Origin of the sequence: Enterobacter sp. E20 (assembly GCF_000801755.2) — a bacterium.
Taxonomy (GTDB): domain Bacteria; phylum Pseudomonadota; class Gammaproteobacteria; order Enterobacterales; family Enterobacteriaceae; genus Enterobacter; species Enterobacter asburiae_B.
The window spans coordinates 1994179-2007904 of record NZ_CP012999.1 but is presented as its reverse complement, the minus strand read 5'-3'; the positions used below and the strand labels follow the sequence as shown (position 1 = coordinate 2007904).

Genomic DNA, 13726 nt, shown 5'->3' with positions numbered 1-13726 from the left:
GTGGTTCCTGTGTGTATTTATTAGCGTTTATCTAACAGTGAAGTAATGACATCGCCGCAGAACTGGATAATGAAAACGATGATCAGAATGGTCACCGTTGCCACCAGCGTGACGTCACCATGGTTGCGCTGGAATCCTTCCAGATAAGCCAGATTTCCCAAACCGCCGGCGCCAATCACCCCCGCCATTGCGCTGTAGCTCACCAGCGCAATGAGCGTCACCGTAATACCCGATACCAGTGCGGGTGATGATTCCGGCAGTAAAACCCGAAACACTAACGTGCTCAGTCGTGCGCCCATCGAGCGCGTTGCTTCGATGACGCCTTTATCCACTTCACGCAGGGCGATCTCCACCAGGCGTGCGTAGAACGGTGCGGCGCCTACAATCAGCGCCGGCAGCGCCGCGTTGGCGCCGAGAATGGTGCCGACGACGGTCTTGGTGAACGGGATCAGCAGGACAATCAAAATGATGAACGGAATAGAGCGGAACACGTTCACCACAATCGAAATCACGCTGTAGACCGTGCGGTTGTGGAACAGCCCGCCGCGCGCGGTTAAAAACAGCGCCAGCCCCAACACGATGCCCAGCACAAAGGTCGCCACGCCGGACAGCGCGGTCATGTACAGCGTCTCCAGCGTCGCCGCCCAGAGCTGATCCCACTTGAGATGCGGAAAGAGATTCTCAGCCATGTTTAATCACCTCGCCTTCAATATCGCTGTGCTGCAGGTCGGCGAGGATATTGTTCAGTTGTTCATCGGATGCCACGACATGTACCCAGAGCTGACCAAACACACCGTGGGCGGTTTGCGTCATTTTCCCGTGCAGGATATTAAACGGCAGGCCGTAGCGCAGGGTCAGTTCACCCACGATCGGCTTATGAGTGCTGTGCCCGGTAAAGGTCAGCCTGATGACCGTGCCTTCCAGATCGTTTGCCAGTTCGGTATTGAAGGTTTCCTCCTCGGCGTACTGGCTCACCTGGCGGACAAACTGCTGCGTAATCGGCTGCTGCGGATGGGTAAAAACGCTCAGCACGTCGCCCTCTTCCACCACTTTACCGTTCTCCATCACCGCCACGCGGTCGCAGATTTTGCGTACCACGTGCATCTCGTGGGTGATCAGCACGATGGTCAGCCTGAAGCGGCGGTTAATATCCAGCAGCAGATCGAGGATCTGATCGGTGGTCTGCGGGTCGAGCGCCGAGGTGGCTTCATCGCAGAGCAGCACGTCAGGGCTGTTAGCCAAAGCGCGCGCAATACCCACGCGCTGCTTTTGCCCGCCGCTCAGCTGGGACGGGTACGCATTCTCGCGCCCCTTCAGGCCGACCAGATCCACCAGCTCGGCGACGCGCGCCTTGATGCTGGCTTTTTGCACACCGGCGATTTGCATCGAGAAAGCGATATTCTCGCTCACCGTGCGCGACCACAGCAGGTTGAAGTGCTGGAACACCATGCTGATTTTCAGGCGCGCCTGGCGCAGCGCTTCACCCTTTGCCGCAGAGATATTTTGTCCGTTAATGGTCACGCTTCCGGCGCTGGGTTTTTCCAGGCCGTTCAGCAGACGAATCAGCGTGCTTTTCCCGGCTCCGCTGTAGCCGATAATTCCGTAAATCTGTCCCTGCTCTATCGTCAAATTGACGTTATCAACGGCAGTCAGCGCGACCTTTCCGTTGTCAAAAACTTTCGAAATATTCCTGAGTACAATCATTCTTATTCTTTATCCGTTTCGCGCATGGCTGTTTAGCAGTATGGATGTCCAAACGATAGTAAACAGGCGTTATCAGCTTTCAAATGAACAAAAAAGAATTTGTTATAACTTTCGGAAATAAACAGCGGATTTACAGGGTGAGAAGCATTTAGATCAATTTCAGCAATGATTATCTGCCGGATGCATATCTGCTGGCAGATGCCCGCGAAAAACGCTGATTTTTGCAGCATTTCATGCCGGTATAGCCATCCTCACATCCAGACAACTTTACGTCTTGCTGTCCTGACATCCAAAAATGGCATTTATATTCTTTTCTGTTCTAAAGAGCAGTGAATGGTTCTTTATTGCGAAAATTTCGCCGCTCTATCATCCCGTCATGACATCCAGAAAGGAAAACATCATGACGATTTACCATTCCGTCACCGAACTGATTGGCCGTACCCCGCTTATCCAGCTGCACAAGCTTGATACCGGTCCCTGCTCGCTGTTCCTGAAGCTGGAAAACCAGAATCCGGGCGGCTCTATTAAGGATCGCGTTGCGCTGTCGATGATTAACGAAGCGGAGCGTACCGGCCAGCTGCAGCCGGGCGGCACGATTATTGAGGCGACGGCGGGGAATACCGGTCTCGGCCTGGCCCTGATTGCCGCCCAGAAAGGCTACTCGCTGATCCTGGTGGTGCCGGACAAAATGAGCCGCGAGAAGATTTTCCACCTGCGCGCGCTGGGTGCCCAGGTGGTGCTGACCCGCTCCGACGTTAACAAGGGCCACCCCGCCTATTACCAGGATTACGCCCAGCGCCTGGCCAACGAGCTGCCCGGCGCGTTTTACATCGACCAGTTCAATAATGAGGCCAACCCGCTGGCGCACCGCACCACCACGGCACCGGAACTGTACGAGCAGCTTGACGGGCGGATCGACGCCATCGTGGTGGGCGTCGGCTCAGGCGGTACGCTGGGCGGCCTACAGGCGTGGTTCGCCGAGCACTCTCCGCACACGGAGTTTGTCCTGGCAGATCCGGCCGGATCGGTTCTCGCCGACCAGGTGGAAACCGGACGCTATCACGACGCGGGCTCCTGGCTGGTTGAAGGTATTGGCGAAGACTTTATTCCGCCGCTGGCCCACATTGAAGGGGTGAATCGCGCCTGGCGCATTACCGACCGCGAGGCCTTCACCACCGCGCGCGATCTGCTGAAAACGGAAGGCATTCTGGCGGGCTCCTCCAGCGGCACGCTGCTGGCGGCCGCGCTGAAGTATTGCCAGGCGCAGACCGCGCCGAAGCGCGTGGTGACCTTCGCCTGCGATAGCGGCAATAAGTATCTCTCGAAGATGTTCAACGATGACTGGATGCGTCAGCAAGGGCTCATCACGCGCCCTCAGGCCGGCGATCTCTCCGACTATATCGCCCTGCGCCACGATGAAGGCGCCACCGTTACCGCCGCCCCGGACGACACGCTTTCCACCGTACTGGCACGCATGCGCCTGTATGACATCTCCCAGCTGCCGGTGCTGGAGAACGGCAAGGTGGTGGGCATTATCGACGAGTGGGATCTCCTGCGGCATATCGGCGGCGACGGCGACCGCTTCGCGCTTCCGGTGACGGCAGCCATGACGCGTCAGGTGGAGTTTCTTGATAAACACGCCCCGGAAAGCGCCCTGAACGCCATCTTCGACCGCGGTCTGGTGGCCGTCATTAATGACAACGACCGTTTTCTCGGTCTGATTACGCGCAGCGACGTTCTGACCGCCTGGCGCAACCGTCTTCAGCAATAAAGGAATCGATGATGAAAAACCTGGCTACCCTGAGCGTACACAGCGGCGAGTTCAACGACCAGCACGGCGCCGTCATGCCGCCGATATACGCCACCTCGACGTTTGCGCAACCGTCACCCGGCGAGCATACCGGCTATGAGTATTCCCGCAGCGGCAACCCTACCCGCCATGCGCTGGAAACCGCCATCGCCGAACTGGAAGGCGGCACGCGCGGCTACGCCTTCGCCTCCGGTCTGGCGGCCATCTCCACGGTGCTCGAACTGCTGGACAAAGACAGCCATATCGTCGCCATTGATGACGTTTACGGCGGGACGTACCGCCTGATTGAAAACGTGCGCAAGCGCAGCACCGGCCTGCAGGTCAGCTGGGTTAAACCGGACGACTTAGCCGGTCTCGAGGCCGCCATTCGCCCGGATACTCGCATGGTGTGGGTCGAAACGCCAACCAACCCGCTGCTGAAGCTGGCGGATCTGGCGGCCATTGCGGCGATCGCCCGCCGTCATAACGTCATCAGCGTGGCGGATAACACCTTCGCGTCACCGGTGATCCACTGTCCGCTGGAGTCGGGTTTCGATATCGTGGTGCACTCCGCCACCAAATACCTGAACGGCCACTCTGACGTGGTGGCCGGGCTGGCGATTGTCGGGGACAACAGGGAACTGGCGGATAAGCTGGGCTATCTGCAAAACGCGGTGGGCGGCGTACTGGATCCGTTCAGCAGCTTCCTGACGCTGCGCGGTATTCGCACGCTTGCTTTGAGGGTAGAAAAGCACAGCACCAACGCGCTGGCGATTGCGCAATGGCTGGAGCAGCATCCTCTGGTCGAAAAGGTGTTCTATCCCGGCCTGGAATCGCATCCGCAATATCAGCTTGCCCGCACGCAGATGGCCCTGCCCGGCGGGATGATTTCCGTGGTGGTAAAAGGCGATGCGCAACGCGCCACCGAGGTGATTCGCAACCTGAAGCTGTTCACCCTCGCGGAAAGCCTCGGCGGTGTGGAAAGTCTGGTGAGCCAGCCTTACAGCATGACGCACGCTTCGATTCCGCTGGAGCAACGCCTGGCAAACGGCATTGTGCCGCAGCTGATCCGTCTGTCAGTCGGGATTGAAGATCCGAAAGACCTGATTGCCGATCTCAGCCAGGCGCTGCAAAAATAAGCAAAACGCGGCAGGTCAATCACCTGCCGCCATAAGTTGTCATCATGGCTTAACGCCTTGATAACAATATTATGTGAAACTGCACAGATTATTTCTGAAACACCGTTTCCATTTTCCTTTTATCTTAAAATCAGCGTATAATGCGCGCCTAATCCCTGGTGAATGGTTTCAGCGCTTGGAATACAAAAAACAACGTACAACTTCTCCTCTCCTTCGTTGGGCTGTCACTCAGGCACACTTTCTTCTGCACGCTCATTTGATGTCTCCTATCCTTAGTGCGTGTCATATACTCTTTTGCAACACAGGTTTGACTCCGCGGCGGTGCGCCCCCGGAGCGAGATTTCCATATCCTTCCCAACTTAAAGACTAAGACTGTCATGAAAAAGACGAAAATTGTTTGTACTATCGGCCCGAAAACCGAATCTGAAGAGATGCTGACCAAAATGCTGGACGCCGGCATGAACGTGATGCGTCTGAACTTCTCCCACGGTGATTACGCAGAACACGGTCAGCGTATCCAGAACTTGCGCAACGTAATGAGCAAGACCGGTAAAAAAGCTGCGATCCTGCTGGATACCAAAGGTCCAGAAATCCGCACCATCAAACTGGAAGGCGGTAACGACGTCTCTCTGAAAGCGGGCCAGACCTTCACCTTCACCACCGACAAATCCGTTGTCGGCAACAGCGAAATCGTTGCAGTGACCTACGAAGGATTCACCAACGACCTGTCCGTCGGTAACACCGTGCTCGTAGACGATGGTCTGATCGGTATGGAAGTCACCGCCATCGAAGGCAACAAGGTTATCTGTAAAGTGCTGAACAACGGTGACCTGGGCGAAAACAAAGGCGTTAACCTGCCGGGCGTCTCTATCGCACTGCCAGCACTGGCCGAAAAAGACAAACAGGACCTGATCTTCGGTTGCGAACAAGGCGTTGACTTTGTTGCGGCCTCCTTCATCCGTAAGCGTTCTGACGTAGTTGAAATTCGTGAGCACCTGAAAGCGCACGGCGGCGAGAAGATCCAGATCATCTCCAAAATTGAAAACCAGGAAGGCCTGAACAACTTCGACGAAATCCTCGAAGCGTCTGACGGCATCATGGTTGCACGTGGCGACCTGGGCGTAGAAATCCCGGTTGAAGAAGTGATCTTCGCGCAAAAGATGATGATCGAGAAATGTGTTCGCGCGCGCAAAGTGGTTATCACCGCAACGCAGATGCTGGACTCCATGATCAAAAACCCACGCCCAACCCGCGCAGAAGCAGGCGACGTGGCTAACGCCATCCTCGACGGTACTGATGCCGTTATGCTGTCAGGCGAATCCGCAAAAGGTAAATATCCGCTGGAAGCGGTGTCCATCATGGCCACCATCTGCGAACGTACCGACCGCGTAATGAAAAGCCGTCTGGACTACAACAACGACAGCCGCAAGCTGCGCATCACCGAAGCGGTTTGCCGTGGTGCCGTAGAAACGGCTGAGAAGCTGGAAGCACCGCTGATCGTGGTTGCGACCCAGGGCGGTAAATCTGCTCGCGCGGTGCGTAAATACTTCCCGGATGCGACTATCCTGGCGCTGACCACCAACGAAACCACGGCTCGTCAGCTGGTGCTGAGCAAAGGCGTGATCCCTCACCTGGTGAAAGAGATCGCGTCTACGGATGATTTCTACCGTCTGGGTAAAGAAGTGGCTCTGGAGCTGGTTGATCGTGGTCTGGCACAGAAAGGTGACGTTGTGGTCATGGTTTCTGGCGCGCTGGTGCCAAGCGGAACCACCAATACCGCATCTGTTCACGTGCTGTAATAATTCCCGAACGAATTAATTTTGATAAAAAGCGCCCTCCGGGCGCTTTTTTTATTCCTGGCATTAGCTAAAGTCATTCAAATTGCAAATCGGGTTTTTCTATTTAATTGCGAATTATCTAAGATGAATCCGATGATAAATGCCTTTTTTTACATAGATTTTTGCTCAAAAAGGGCCGATTCGATGCTTCTTTGAGCGAACGATCAAAAATAGGTGTATTCCCATCAAAAAAATATTCTCAACCCAAAAAACTTTGTGTAATACTTGTAACGCTACATGGAGATTAACTCAATCTAGAGGGTATTAATAATGAATCGTACTAAACTGGTACTGGGCGCGGTAATCCTGGGTTCTACTCTGCTGGCTGGTTGCTCCAGCAACGCTAAAATCGATCAGCTGTCTTCTGACGTTCAGACTCTGAACGCTAAAGTTGACCAGCTGAGCAACGACGTGAACGCAATCCGTTCCGACGTTCAGGCTGCTAAAGACGACGCAGCTCGCGCTAACCAGCGTCTGGACAACCAGGCTACTAAATACCGTAAGTAATAGTACCTGTTAATAAAATGGCGCACATTGTGCGCCATTTTTTTTGCCTGCGTCAAACGGCTACTGCGTCACCTTCTCCCCTTCATCTTCCGCTACCGCAGCGGACACCCGACTGTTCTGCACCGACAACACGCTATTGCTGGCCGACGGGCCGCTCTCTGACGACACGATAACCGGGATCCCGGCGCGGCGTGACAGGGCTTTCTCGATCAGCGCCTTATCGCTTCCCGCCTGAGAAACAAAGGTCGCAAAGTCGGCGGAGTGGGTAATGGGCGAGACCTGCGGGTTTTCTCCCTCAGCCTGCGCCAGCGGGCGATGGACTTCAATATAGCGTTTACCATCCGGCTCCACGGAGAACTTCACGGGTTCATTGATAATCTGTACCCGCGTGCCAACCCGCACCTGTTCAAACAGGGCTTTAATGTCCGGGGCGTTCATCCGCATACAGCCGGAGCTGACGCGCAGGCCAACGCTGTCCGGCGCGCTGGTGCCATGGATGAGATATTCCCCGTTGCCCACGCCTAAACGCAGTGCGAAGCGTCCCAGCGGGTTATTTGGCCCGGCAGGTACCACCGGCGGTAATTTAATTCCCTGCTCAAGAGAGCGTGCTCTGATGCCCGGCGTGGGCGTCCAGGTGGGATTCGGGATTTTCTGGCTTACGCGCGTGGTCGTGACCGGTGTTTCCAGCCCCAGCTGTCCGATGCCGAGCGGGAAGACCTGAACGATATTTTCTCCCGGCGGGAAGTAGTAGAGCCGCAGCTCAGCGAGGTTCACCACAATCCCCTCGCGCGGCGTGTCCGGCAGCAGCATCTGCGACGGGATGGTAATGACGGTTCCCGGCGCCGGGTTGACTGGCGCAATGGTATTGTTCGTTTCCAGAATCACCTGCGCCGCGGTATTAAACCGGCGGGCGATGGTCTGCAGCTTATTATCCCCTTCCTGTATCGTGTAGGTTTGATTTTGCCCAATCAGGCGACTGCCTGCGGGCGGCAACGGATAGTCCATCGCGCGGGCCGAATTAAGTGCGCCGAGCGAACTGAGGAGTAATAGAGTTATGAGAGACGCGCGCTTCATGCTGAGATTCCTTATTCACTGGCAGGACGCCAGAAAGCTGAAAAACCAGCGAGGCGGGAACCACCTCGCGAAACAGAATGAATGCTGTTCTGTAAGTCTAGCTAAGGATTGCAGCTTTGGCGCGAATCGCGCGAATCATCGCTTCGAGTCCCTGGGAACGAGACGGGGTGAGGTGTTGGGTCAGGGCCATTTTTTCAAACCACGGGCGGACATCGAACGCAACAATATCCTGCGCCGACATCCGGTGGTAAAGAATAAAGACGACCGCAATAAGCCCTTTTACAATGGCCGCATCGCTGTCGCCGTGCAGTGCTATCGTGCCGTCGTCAGACTGTTCCATCACAATCCACACCTGGCTCTGACAGCCCTGAATAATATTTTCCGGGTTATGCGCCTCTTCACCGAGCGGCGGCAGACGCTGCCCCAGCTCGATGATATACAGGTACTTCTCTTCCCAGTTTGCGCAACGCCCAAAGTTGCGCAGCAATTTGTCTCTGTCCGGCAGTTCTGCCATCTTTCGCCTCTCCGTTAGCCCAGCAGCTGGTGAATGCGCTTAAGCCCCGCCACCAGCCTGTCGACCTCTTCCGTTGTGTTGTACATCACCAGCGACGCGCGGCACATTGCCGGCACCTGGTAAAACGCCATCAGCGGCATGGCGCAGTGGTGCCCGGTACGGACCGCCACGCCGTAGTTATCGAGGAAACTGCCCACGTCATAGGCGTGATGTTTCCCGAGATTGAACGCGATCACCCCTTGCCGGTCGGCAGGCCCGTAGAGGGTTAGATCCGGCACGCTGGCAAGCTCGGCAAGCGCATAGTGCATCAGCAGCTGTTCGTACTCCTGGATGCTATCAAGGCCGATCGCGGAGACGTAGGAGACCGCCGCCCCCAGCCCGATAATCCCGCCGGTATTGGGCGTGCCCGCCTCAAAACGCCACGGCGCGCGCGCATAGGTGGTGCCTTCCGTCAGGCTGACGGTGGCGATCATCGATCCGCCCCCTTCCCACGGCGGCATCGCCTGCAGGATGTCTTCTTTCACGTACAGCACGCCAATCCCGGTCGGCCCATAGAGCTTGTGGCCTGAAAAGACGTAGAAATCGCAGTCCAGCGCCTGAACGTCAACCGCGCGGTGCATCACCGCCTGAGCGCCGTCAATCAGCACCTTCGCGCCGGCCTGGTGGGCTTTTTCGATAATCTCTGCCACCGGGTTTTCAGTCCCGAGCACGTTAGAGACCTGGGTGACCGCCACCAGCCGCGTTTTATCATCCAGCAGTGCGTCGAGCTGCTCAAGCTGCAGCGTCCCGTCAACGTTGAGCGGAATGACCCGCAATTGCGCGCCAACGCGCTCGCAGAGCATCTGCCACGGCACGATATTGGCGTGGTGCTCCATCTGGGTGATGATGATGTTATCCCCCGCGTGGACCTGCGCGTTGCCCCAGCTGTTAGCGACAAGGTTGATCCCTTCGGTAGTTCCGCGCACGAAGACCAGCTCTTCAGGCGATTTCGCATTGAGGAAGGCGGCAATTTGCGTGCGCACGTTTTCCATACGCTGGGTCGCCTCGGCGCTCAGGGTATGAATACCGCGATGCACGGCGGCGTAGCCGTGGCGATAAAACTCGGCTTCCGCATCCACTACCGGGTTAGGCTTCTGCGCGCTGGCCGCGCTGTCCAGATAGGCCAGAGGAAGACCGTTTACTTCACGGGTCAGAACCGGAAAATCTGCCCGTACTTTCTCGACGGGAAAACTCATGCTTCGCCTCCAGGCAGACGCTGACCGATACGCGCCAGCACCTGCTGTTTCAACTGACCATCGTTCAGCGCTTCCGTCAGTTCGGCGGCAAACGCATAGATAATCATTTTCTGCGCCGCCTGCTGGTCGATACCGCGGGAACGCAGGTAGAACATCTGCTCGTCGTCGATGCGCCCGACCGTCGCACCGTGGCTGCACTTCACGTCGTCGGCATAGATCTCCAGCTGCGGTTTGGTGTCCACTTCCGCCAGGCGACCTAACAGCAGATTGTTGTTGGTCATCTGCCCGTCAGTTTTGATGGCGTGCTGCGCCACGTTAATCAGTCCGTTAAATACCGCGCGCCCTTTATCACTCACGATAGTTTTATGCAGCTGGCGGCTGTTGCAGTAGCCCTTGTTGTGCTCAAGCCAGGTGCGCGTGTCGCACACTTCAGATTTAACCGGCATCGCCAGGCTGTTGATGCGCAGCGTGGTGTTTTCACCGTTAAGCTGCGTGCTGGTATTGTGGCGCAATACCGACCCACCGAGCAGGAAGCTGTGGCTGTACGCCGCGGCATCCTGACCCAGCACAATGTCGTTATGGGCAAAGTGGTGGCTCTGCGCATTCTCAAACGCCAGCTTGACGTGGTGAAGCTGGGCATTGGCGGCAACGTTCATCGTCAGACGCGATCCGGTAAAGTGCCGGATATCGTTGAGGCTGACGTAATGTTCGATTACCGTGGCTTCCGCCCCCTCCGCCAGCTCAAGATGGTGGCGATAGTGCGCGGTGTTGATTTCGTCGCCGTCCAGACCCTGGGTGATGTGCATCAGCAGCAGCGGTTTTGCCGGACGCTGGTTACGCTTCACGTGGATATGCGTCACGCTTCGGGCCAGGCTCTCGGTCAGGTGGAGGAAAACCTCAGGCTGAACCGGGGCGCTAAGGGGCTGGCGATCGTCGTTTATCTCAATCTCAAATCCGCTCCCCTGAAGGGCGTCGCTCAGCTCCGGACGGAACTCACCGTCGACAAACACCAGGCGCACGGCATCCACGTTTACGGCCAGCGCGTCACGCTGCGCCGGGATGAGATGCGCCAGACGGGACACAAACTCGGCGTTCAGCAGGCCATCAAGCGGGGTGTATTTCCAGTTCTCATGCTTACGCGTCGGCAGGCCGAGACGCAGCATCTGCTGCAGATGCTGCTGCGCCTGCTCAGAGCGCGTGCCGCCCTGGGCTTCAAACAGCCGGTGCCACTGCTGGAGCGCATTACTGCTGTTCGGTAAGCCAGCCATAGCCCTGCTCCTCCAGTTGTTTAACCAGCGTGAAATCACCGGATTTCACAATACGCCCCTGGTAAAGCACGTGAACGTAATCCGGCTTGATGTAGTCCAGAATGCGCTGGTAGTGGGTGACGATAATGAACGAACGCTTGCCGTCGCGCAGGGAATTCACGCCGTCAGCGACAATCTTCAGGGCGTCGATATCCAGACCGGAGTCGGTCTCATCCAGAATGCACAGCTCGGGCTCCAGCACCGCCATCTGCAGAATGTCGTTACGCTTTTTCTCGCCGCCGGAAAAGCCAACGTTCACCGAACGGGTCAGCAGATCTTCCGGCATTTTCAGCAGCTTGATCTTCTCTTCCATCAGGTCCTGGAAGTCAAAGCGGTCCAGCGCCTCCAGGCCGCGATACTTGCGCACCGCATTCAGCGCCGTCTGCAGGAAGAATTGGTTGCTGACGCCCGGAATTTCGACCGGGTACTGGAAGGCCATGAAGATGCCTTCTCCCGCGCGGTCTTCCGGCGACATCTCAAGCAGATCTTTGCCGTTAAACTCCACCGAGCCGTGGGTTACCTCATAATCTTCGCGCCCCGCCAGCGTCGCAGAAAGCGTACTTTTCCCGGAGCCGTTCGGCCCCATGATGGCGTGAACTTCGCCCGGCCTGACGTCAAAATTGAGGCCACGCAGGATGGCTTTGTCTTCTACGCTAACCTGTAAATCTTTAATGCTTAACATGTGCTTTCCTTAACCGACGCTGTGTTCAAGACTAATGGCGAGGAGTTTCTGGGCTTCAACGGCAAATTCCAGCGGCAGTTCAGAGAACACGTCCTTACAGAAGCCGTTAACGATCATCGAGATGGCGTCTTCTTCGCTGATCCCGCGCTGCAGGCAGTAGAAGAGCTGATCTTCCCCAATCCGCGACGTCGTCGCCTCGTGCTCAAGCTGGGCCGTGTTGTTACGGCACTCGACGTACGGGAAGGTATGCGCCCCGCAGTCAGCGCCAATCAGCATCGAGTCACACTGGGTAAAGTTTCTCGCATTGGTGGCCGTCGGCATGATTTTCACCAGCCCGCGATAGCTGTTCTGGCTATGCCCGGCAGAGATCCCTTTCGAGATGATGGTTGATTTGGTGTTTTTACCAATGTGGATCATCTTGGTGCCGGTATCGGCCTGCTGATGGCCGCTGGTCAGCGCCACCGAGTAAAACTCACCGATGGAGTTATCCCCGCGCAGAATGCAGCTCGGGTATTTCCAGGTGATGGCAGAGCCGGTTTCAGACTGGGTCCACGACATCTTGCTGTTTTCGCCTTCGCACAGCGCGCGCTTGGTGACGAAGTTCAGGATACCGCCGGTATTGCCGTCGCCCGGGAACCAGTTTTGCACCGTGGAGTATTTCACCTCGGCGTCTTTGTGGATGATGACCTCCACCACCGCCGCGTGCAGCTGGTAGCTGTCGCGGACCGGGGCGGAGCACCCTTCGATATAGCTGACGTAGCTGCCTTCATCCGCAACCAGAATCGTGCGTTCGAACTGGCCGGTTTTTTCGGCATTGATGCGGAAATAGGTGGACAGCTCCATCGGGCAGCGCACGCCTTTCGGCACATAGATAAAGGTGCCGTCAGAGGCTACCGCCGCGTTGAGCGCCGCAAAGAAGTTGTCGTTAGAAGGCACCACGGTCCCAATGTATTTTTTCACCAGTTCCGGATGATCGTGAATCGCTTCGCCGAAGGAGCAGAAAATGATCCCCTGCTCTGCCAGCTTCTCGCGGTAGGTGGTCGCCACCGAGACGGAGTCGAAAATGGCGTCCACCGCCACCTCTTTCCCCTCACGCACGGGCACGCCAAGCTGGTTAAAGGCTTCTTCCACCTCTTTGCTGAGGAAACTGTTCTCCGCACCGGTTTGCTGCACCGCGCCGGGCTGCGAGGCGCAGGTATCGTCACAGCTGCCGCAGGAGGGCGCAGAATAGTAGCTGTAATCCTGATAGTTCAGCTTGTCGTAGTGCGCTTTCAGCCAGTGCGGTTCTTCCATCTCCAGCCAGGCGCGGAAGGCGCTCAGGCGGAACTCCAGCATCCACTCGGGCTCGTTGCGTTTCGCCGAGATCGCCCGCACGACATCTTCGTTGATGCCTTTCGCCAGCTCATCGGTCTGCAGCTGGGTGAAGAACCCCTCTTTATAGTTGAGGTGCCCACCGCCCCAGGTATTTACATCACTCGTTGCTTCAGTATTACGAGACATAGTACCGCCTATACCCCAAAGCTTTCGCCGCAGCCGCATTCGTTCTGGGCTTTCGGGTTATGAAATTTGAATAACTGGTTTAAGCCTTCGCGGACGTAGTCCACTTCGGTGCCGTCAATAAACGGCATGGCCTGCAGCGCGACGTACAGCTTCGCGCCGTCAGTCTCGAACACCAGGTCATCTTTCTCGGGTTCGGTGACGGTATCGAGCACGTAGCCGAAACCCGCGCAGCCGGTCTGTTTGACGCCTAAACGCACGCCAAGGATCTCGGGCTTTTTCGCTACCAGCTCGTGAATATGTGCCGCCGCCGCTGGCGTGAGCGTTAAGCCGCGCCAGGCAAAATCGGCAGGATTAAAGGTTTCTGAATGCAGTTCCATAGGTCCACCTCATCTGATAAGCCATCAGGGCATAACACCATGTTAGTGATAACGATTATC

Annotated in this window: 14 protein-coding genes; 5 read left to right on the top strand and 9 right to left on the bottom strand. The window is 56.6% G+C overall.

What is annotated here, in order from left to right; translation table 11 throughout:
* Positions 1-20 precede the first annotated feature (20 nt).
* Both NI40_RS09525 and NI40_RS09520 read right to left on the bottom strand, forming a co-directional pair.
* The gene (locus NI40_RS09525; protein WP_008500617.1) at positions 21-689 is read right to left on the bottom strand and encodes a methionine ABC transporter permease; all 669 of its coding nucleotides are present in this window, start codon (positions 687-689) and stop codon (positions 21-23) included.
* Positions 682-1704: a methionine ABC transporter ATP-binding protein gene (locus NI40_RS09520; protein WP_039262370.1), complete on the bottom strand. Its 1023-nt coding sequence runs from the start codon at positions 1702-1704 to the stop codon at positions 682-684. The genes NI40_RS09525 and NI40_RS09520 overlap by 8 nt, the downstream gene beginning before the upstream one ends.
* Before the next feature lie 400 nt (positions 1705-2104).
* Between NI40_RS09520 and NI40_RS09515 the strand changes: the two genes are divergently transcribed.
* The 5 genes from NI40_RS09515 (at position 2105) to lpp (ending at position 6977) form a co-directional block, all read left to right on the top strand.
* Positions 2105-3475 carry a pyridoxal-phosphate dependent enzyme gene (locus NI40_RS09515; protein WP_032657782.1) on the top strand — a complete coding sequence of 457 codons (1371 nt, stop codon included), beginning with the start codon at positions 2105-2107 and terminating at the stop codon, positions 3473-3475.
* Positions 3476-3486: 11 nt separating this feature from the next.
* Entirely contained in the window at positions 3487-4632 is a 1146-nt protein-coding gene (locus NI40_RS09510; RefSeq protein ID WP_039262369.1) for a trans-sulfuration enzyme family protein, read from the top strand.
* Between the two features lie 73 nt (positions 4633-4705).
* Positions 4706-5002, top strand: coding sequence for a protein YnhH (gene ynhH, locus NI40_RS24470; protein ID WP_418921897.1), 297 nt, complete (start codon positions 4706-4708; stop codon positions 5000-5002).
* A 7-nt stretch (positions 5003-5009) separates the two neighbouring features.
* Positions 5010-6431 (top strand): pyruvate kinase PykF, encoded by a 1422-nt coding sequence (gene pykF / locus NI40_RS09505; protein WP_029739779.1) that lies wholly within the window; start codon positions 5010-5012, stop codon positions 6429-6431.
* 309 nt (positions 6432-6740) lie between these two features.
* The gene (gene lpp / locus NI40_RS09500; RefSeq protein ID WP_010430241.1) at positions 6741-6977 is read left to right on the top strand and encodes a murein lipoprotein Lpp; all 237 of its coding nucleotides are present in this window, start codon (positions 6741-6743) and stop codon (positions 6975-6977) included.
* Between the two features lie 60 nt (positions 6978-7037).
* On the opposite strand, the gene ldtE is transcribed toward lpp, so the two are convergent.
* The 7 genes from ldtE to sufA form a co-directional block, all read right to left on the bottom strand.
* On the bottom strand, positions 7038-8051 hold the full coding sequence (gene ldtE / locus NI40_RS09495) for a L,D-transpeptidase LdtE (RefSeq protein ID WP_039262109.1): 1014 nt from the start codon (positions 8049-8051) through the stop codon (positions 7038-7040).
* 97 nt (positions 8052-8148) lie between these two features.
* A complete protein-coding gene (sufE, locus tag NI40_RS09490) occupies positions 8149-8565 on the bottom strand; it encodes a cysteine desulfuration protein SufE (protein ID WP_028012869.1) in 417 nt (138 codons plus the stop codon).
* A gap of 14 nt (positions 8566-8579) precedes the next feature.
* A complete protein-coding gene (sufS, locus tag NI40_RS09485; protein ID WP_039262107.1) occupies positions 8580-9800 on the bottom strand; it encodes a cysteine desulfurase SufS in 1221 nt (406 codons plus the stop codon).
* Positions 9797-11068, bottom strand: coding sequence for a Fe-S cluster assembly protein SufD (sufD, locus tag NI40_RS09480; RefSeq protein ID WP_039262106.1), 1272 nt, complete (start codon positions 11066-11068; stop codon positions 9797-9799). Before sufD ends, sufS begins: the two co-directional genes overlap by 4 nt.
* Positions 11043-11789, bottom strand: coding sequence for a Fe-S cluster assembly ATPase SufC (gene sufC, locus NI40_RS09475; RefSeq protein WP_033145303.1), 747 nt, complete (start codon positions 11787-11789; stop codon positions 11043-11045). Before sufC ends, sufD begins: the two co-directional genes overlap by 26 nt.
* 9 nt (positions 11790-11798) lie before the next feature.
* A complete protein-coding gene (gene sufB / locus NI40_RS09470) occupies positions 11799-13289 on the bottom strand; it encodes a Fe-S cluster assembly protein SufB (protein ID WP_039262105.1) in 1491 nt (496 codons plus the stop codon).
* Between the two features lie 8 nt (positions 13290-13297).
* Positions 13298-13666, bottom strand: coding sequence for a Fe-S cluster assembly scaffold SufA (sufA, locus tag NI40_RS09465; protein WP_008500631.1), 369 nt, complete (start codon positions 13664-13666; stop codon positions 13298-13300).
* Between the last annotated feature and the right edge of the window lie 60 nt (positions 13667-13726).

Excerpts from the sequence above, each read along its gene's own strand:
- sufE (WP_028012869.1), bottom strand. The coding sequence starts at position 8,565 with ATGGCAGAACTGCCGGACAGAGACAAATTGCTGCGCAACTTTGGGCGT.
- NI40_RS09520 (WP_039262370.1), bottom strand. The coding sequence starts at position 1,704 with ATGATTGTACTCAGGAATATTTCGAAAGTTTTTGACAACGGAAAGGTC.
- pykF (WP_029739779.1), top strand. The coding sequence starts at position 5,010 with ATGAAAAAGACGAAAATTGTTTGTACTATCGGCCCGAAAACCGAATCT.
- sufD (WP_039262106.1), bottom strand. The coding sequence starts at position 11,068 with ATGGCTGGCTTACCGAACAGCAGTAATGCGCTCCAGCAGTGGCACCGG.
- sufB (WP_039262105.1), bottom strand. The coding sequence starts at position 13,289 with ATGTCTCGTAATACTGAAGCAACGAGTGATGTAAATACCTGGGGCGGT.
- NI40_RS09510 (WP_039262369.1), top strand. The coding sequence starts at position 3,487 with ATGAAAAACCTGGCTACCCTGAGCGTACACAGCGGCGAGTTCAACGAC.
- NI40_RS09525 (WP_008500617.1), bottom strand. The coding sequence starts at position 689 with ATGGCTGAGAATCTCTTTCCGCATCTCAAGTGGGATCAGCTCTGGGCG.
- sufC (WP_033145303.1), bottom strand. The coding sequence starts at position 11,789 with ATGTTAAGCATTAAAGATTTACAGGTTAGCGTAGAAGACAAAGCCATC.
- ldtE (WP_039262109.1), bottom strand. The coding sequence starts at position 8,051 with ATGAAGCGCGCGTCTCTCATAACTCTATTACTCCTCAGTTCGCTCGGC.
- sufA (WP_008500631.1), bottom strand. The coding sequence starts at position 13,666 with ATGGAACTGCATTCAGAAACCTTTAATCCTGCCGATTTTGCCTGGCGC.
- lpp (WP_010430241.1), top strand. The coding sequence starts at position 6,741 with ATGAATCGTACTAAACTGGTACTGGGCGCGGTAATCCTGGGTTCTACT.
- sufS (WP_039262107.1), bottom strand. The coding sequence starts at position 9,800 with ATGAGTTTTCCCGTCGAGAAAGTACGGGCAGATTTTCCGGTTCTGACC.
- NI40_RS09515 (WP_032657782.1), top strand. The coding sequence starts at position 2,105 with ATGACGATTTACCATTCCGTCACCGAACTGATTGGCCGTACCCCGCTT.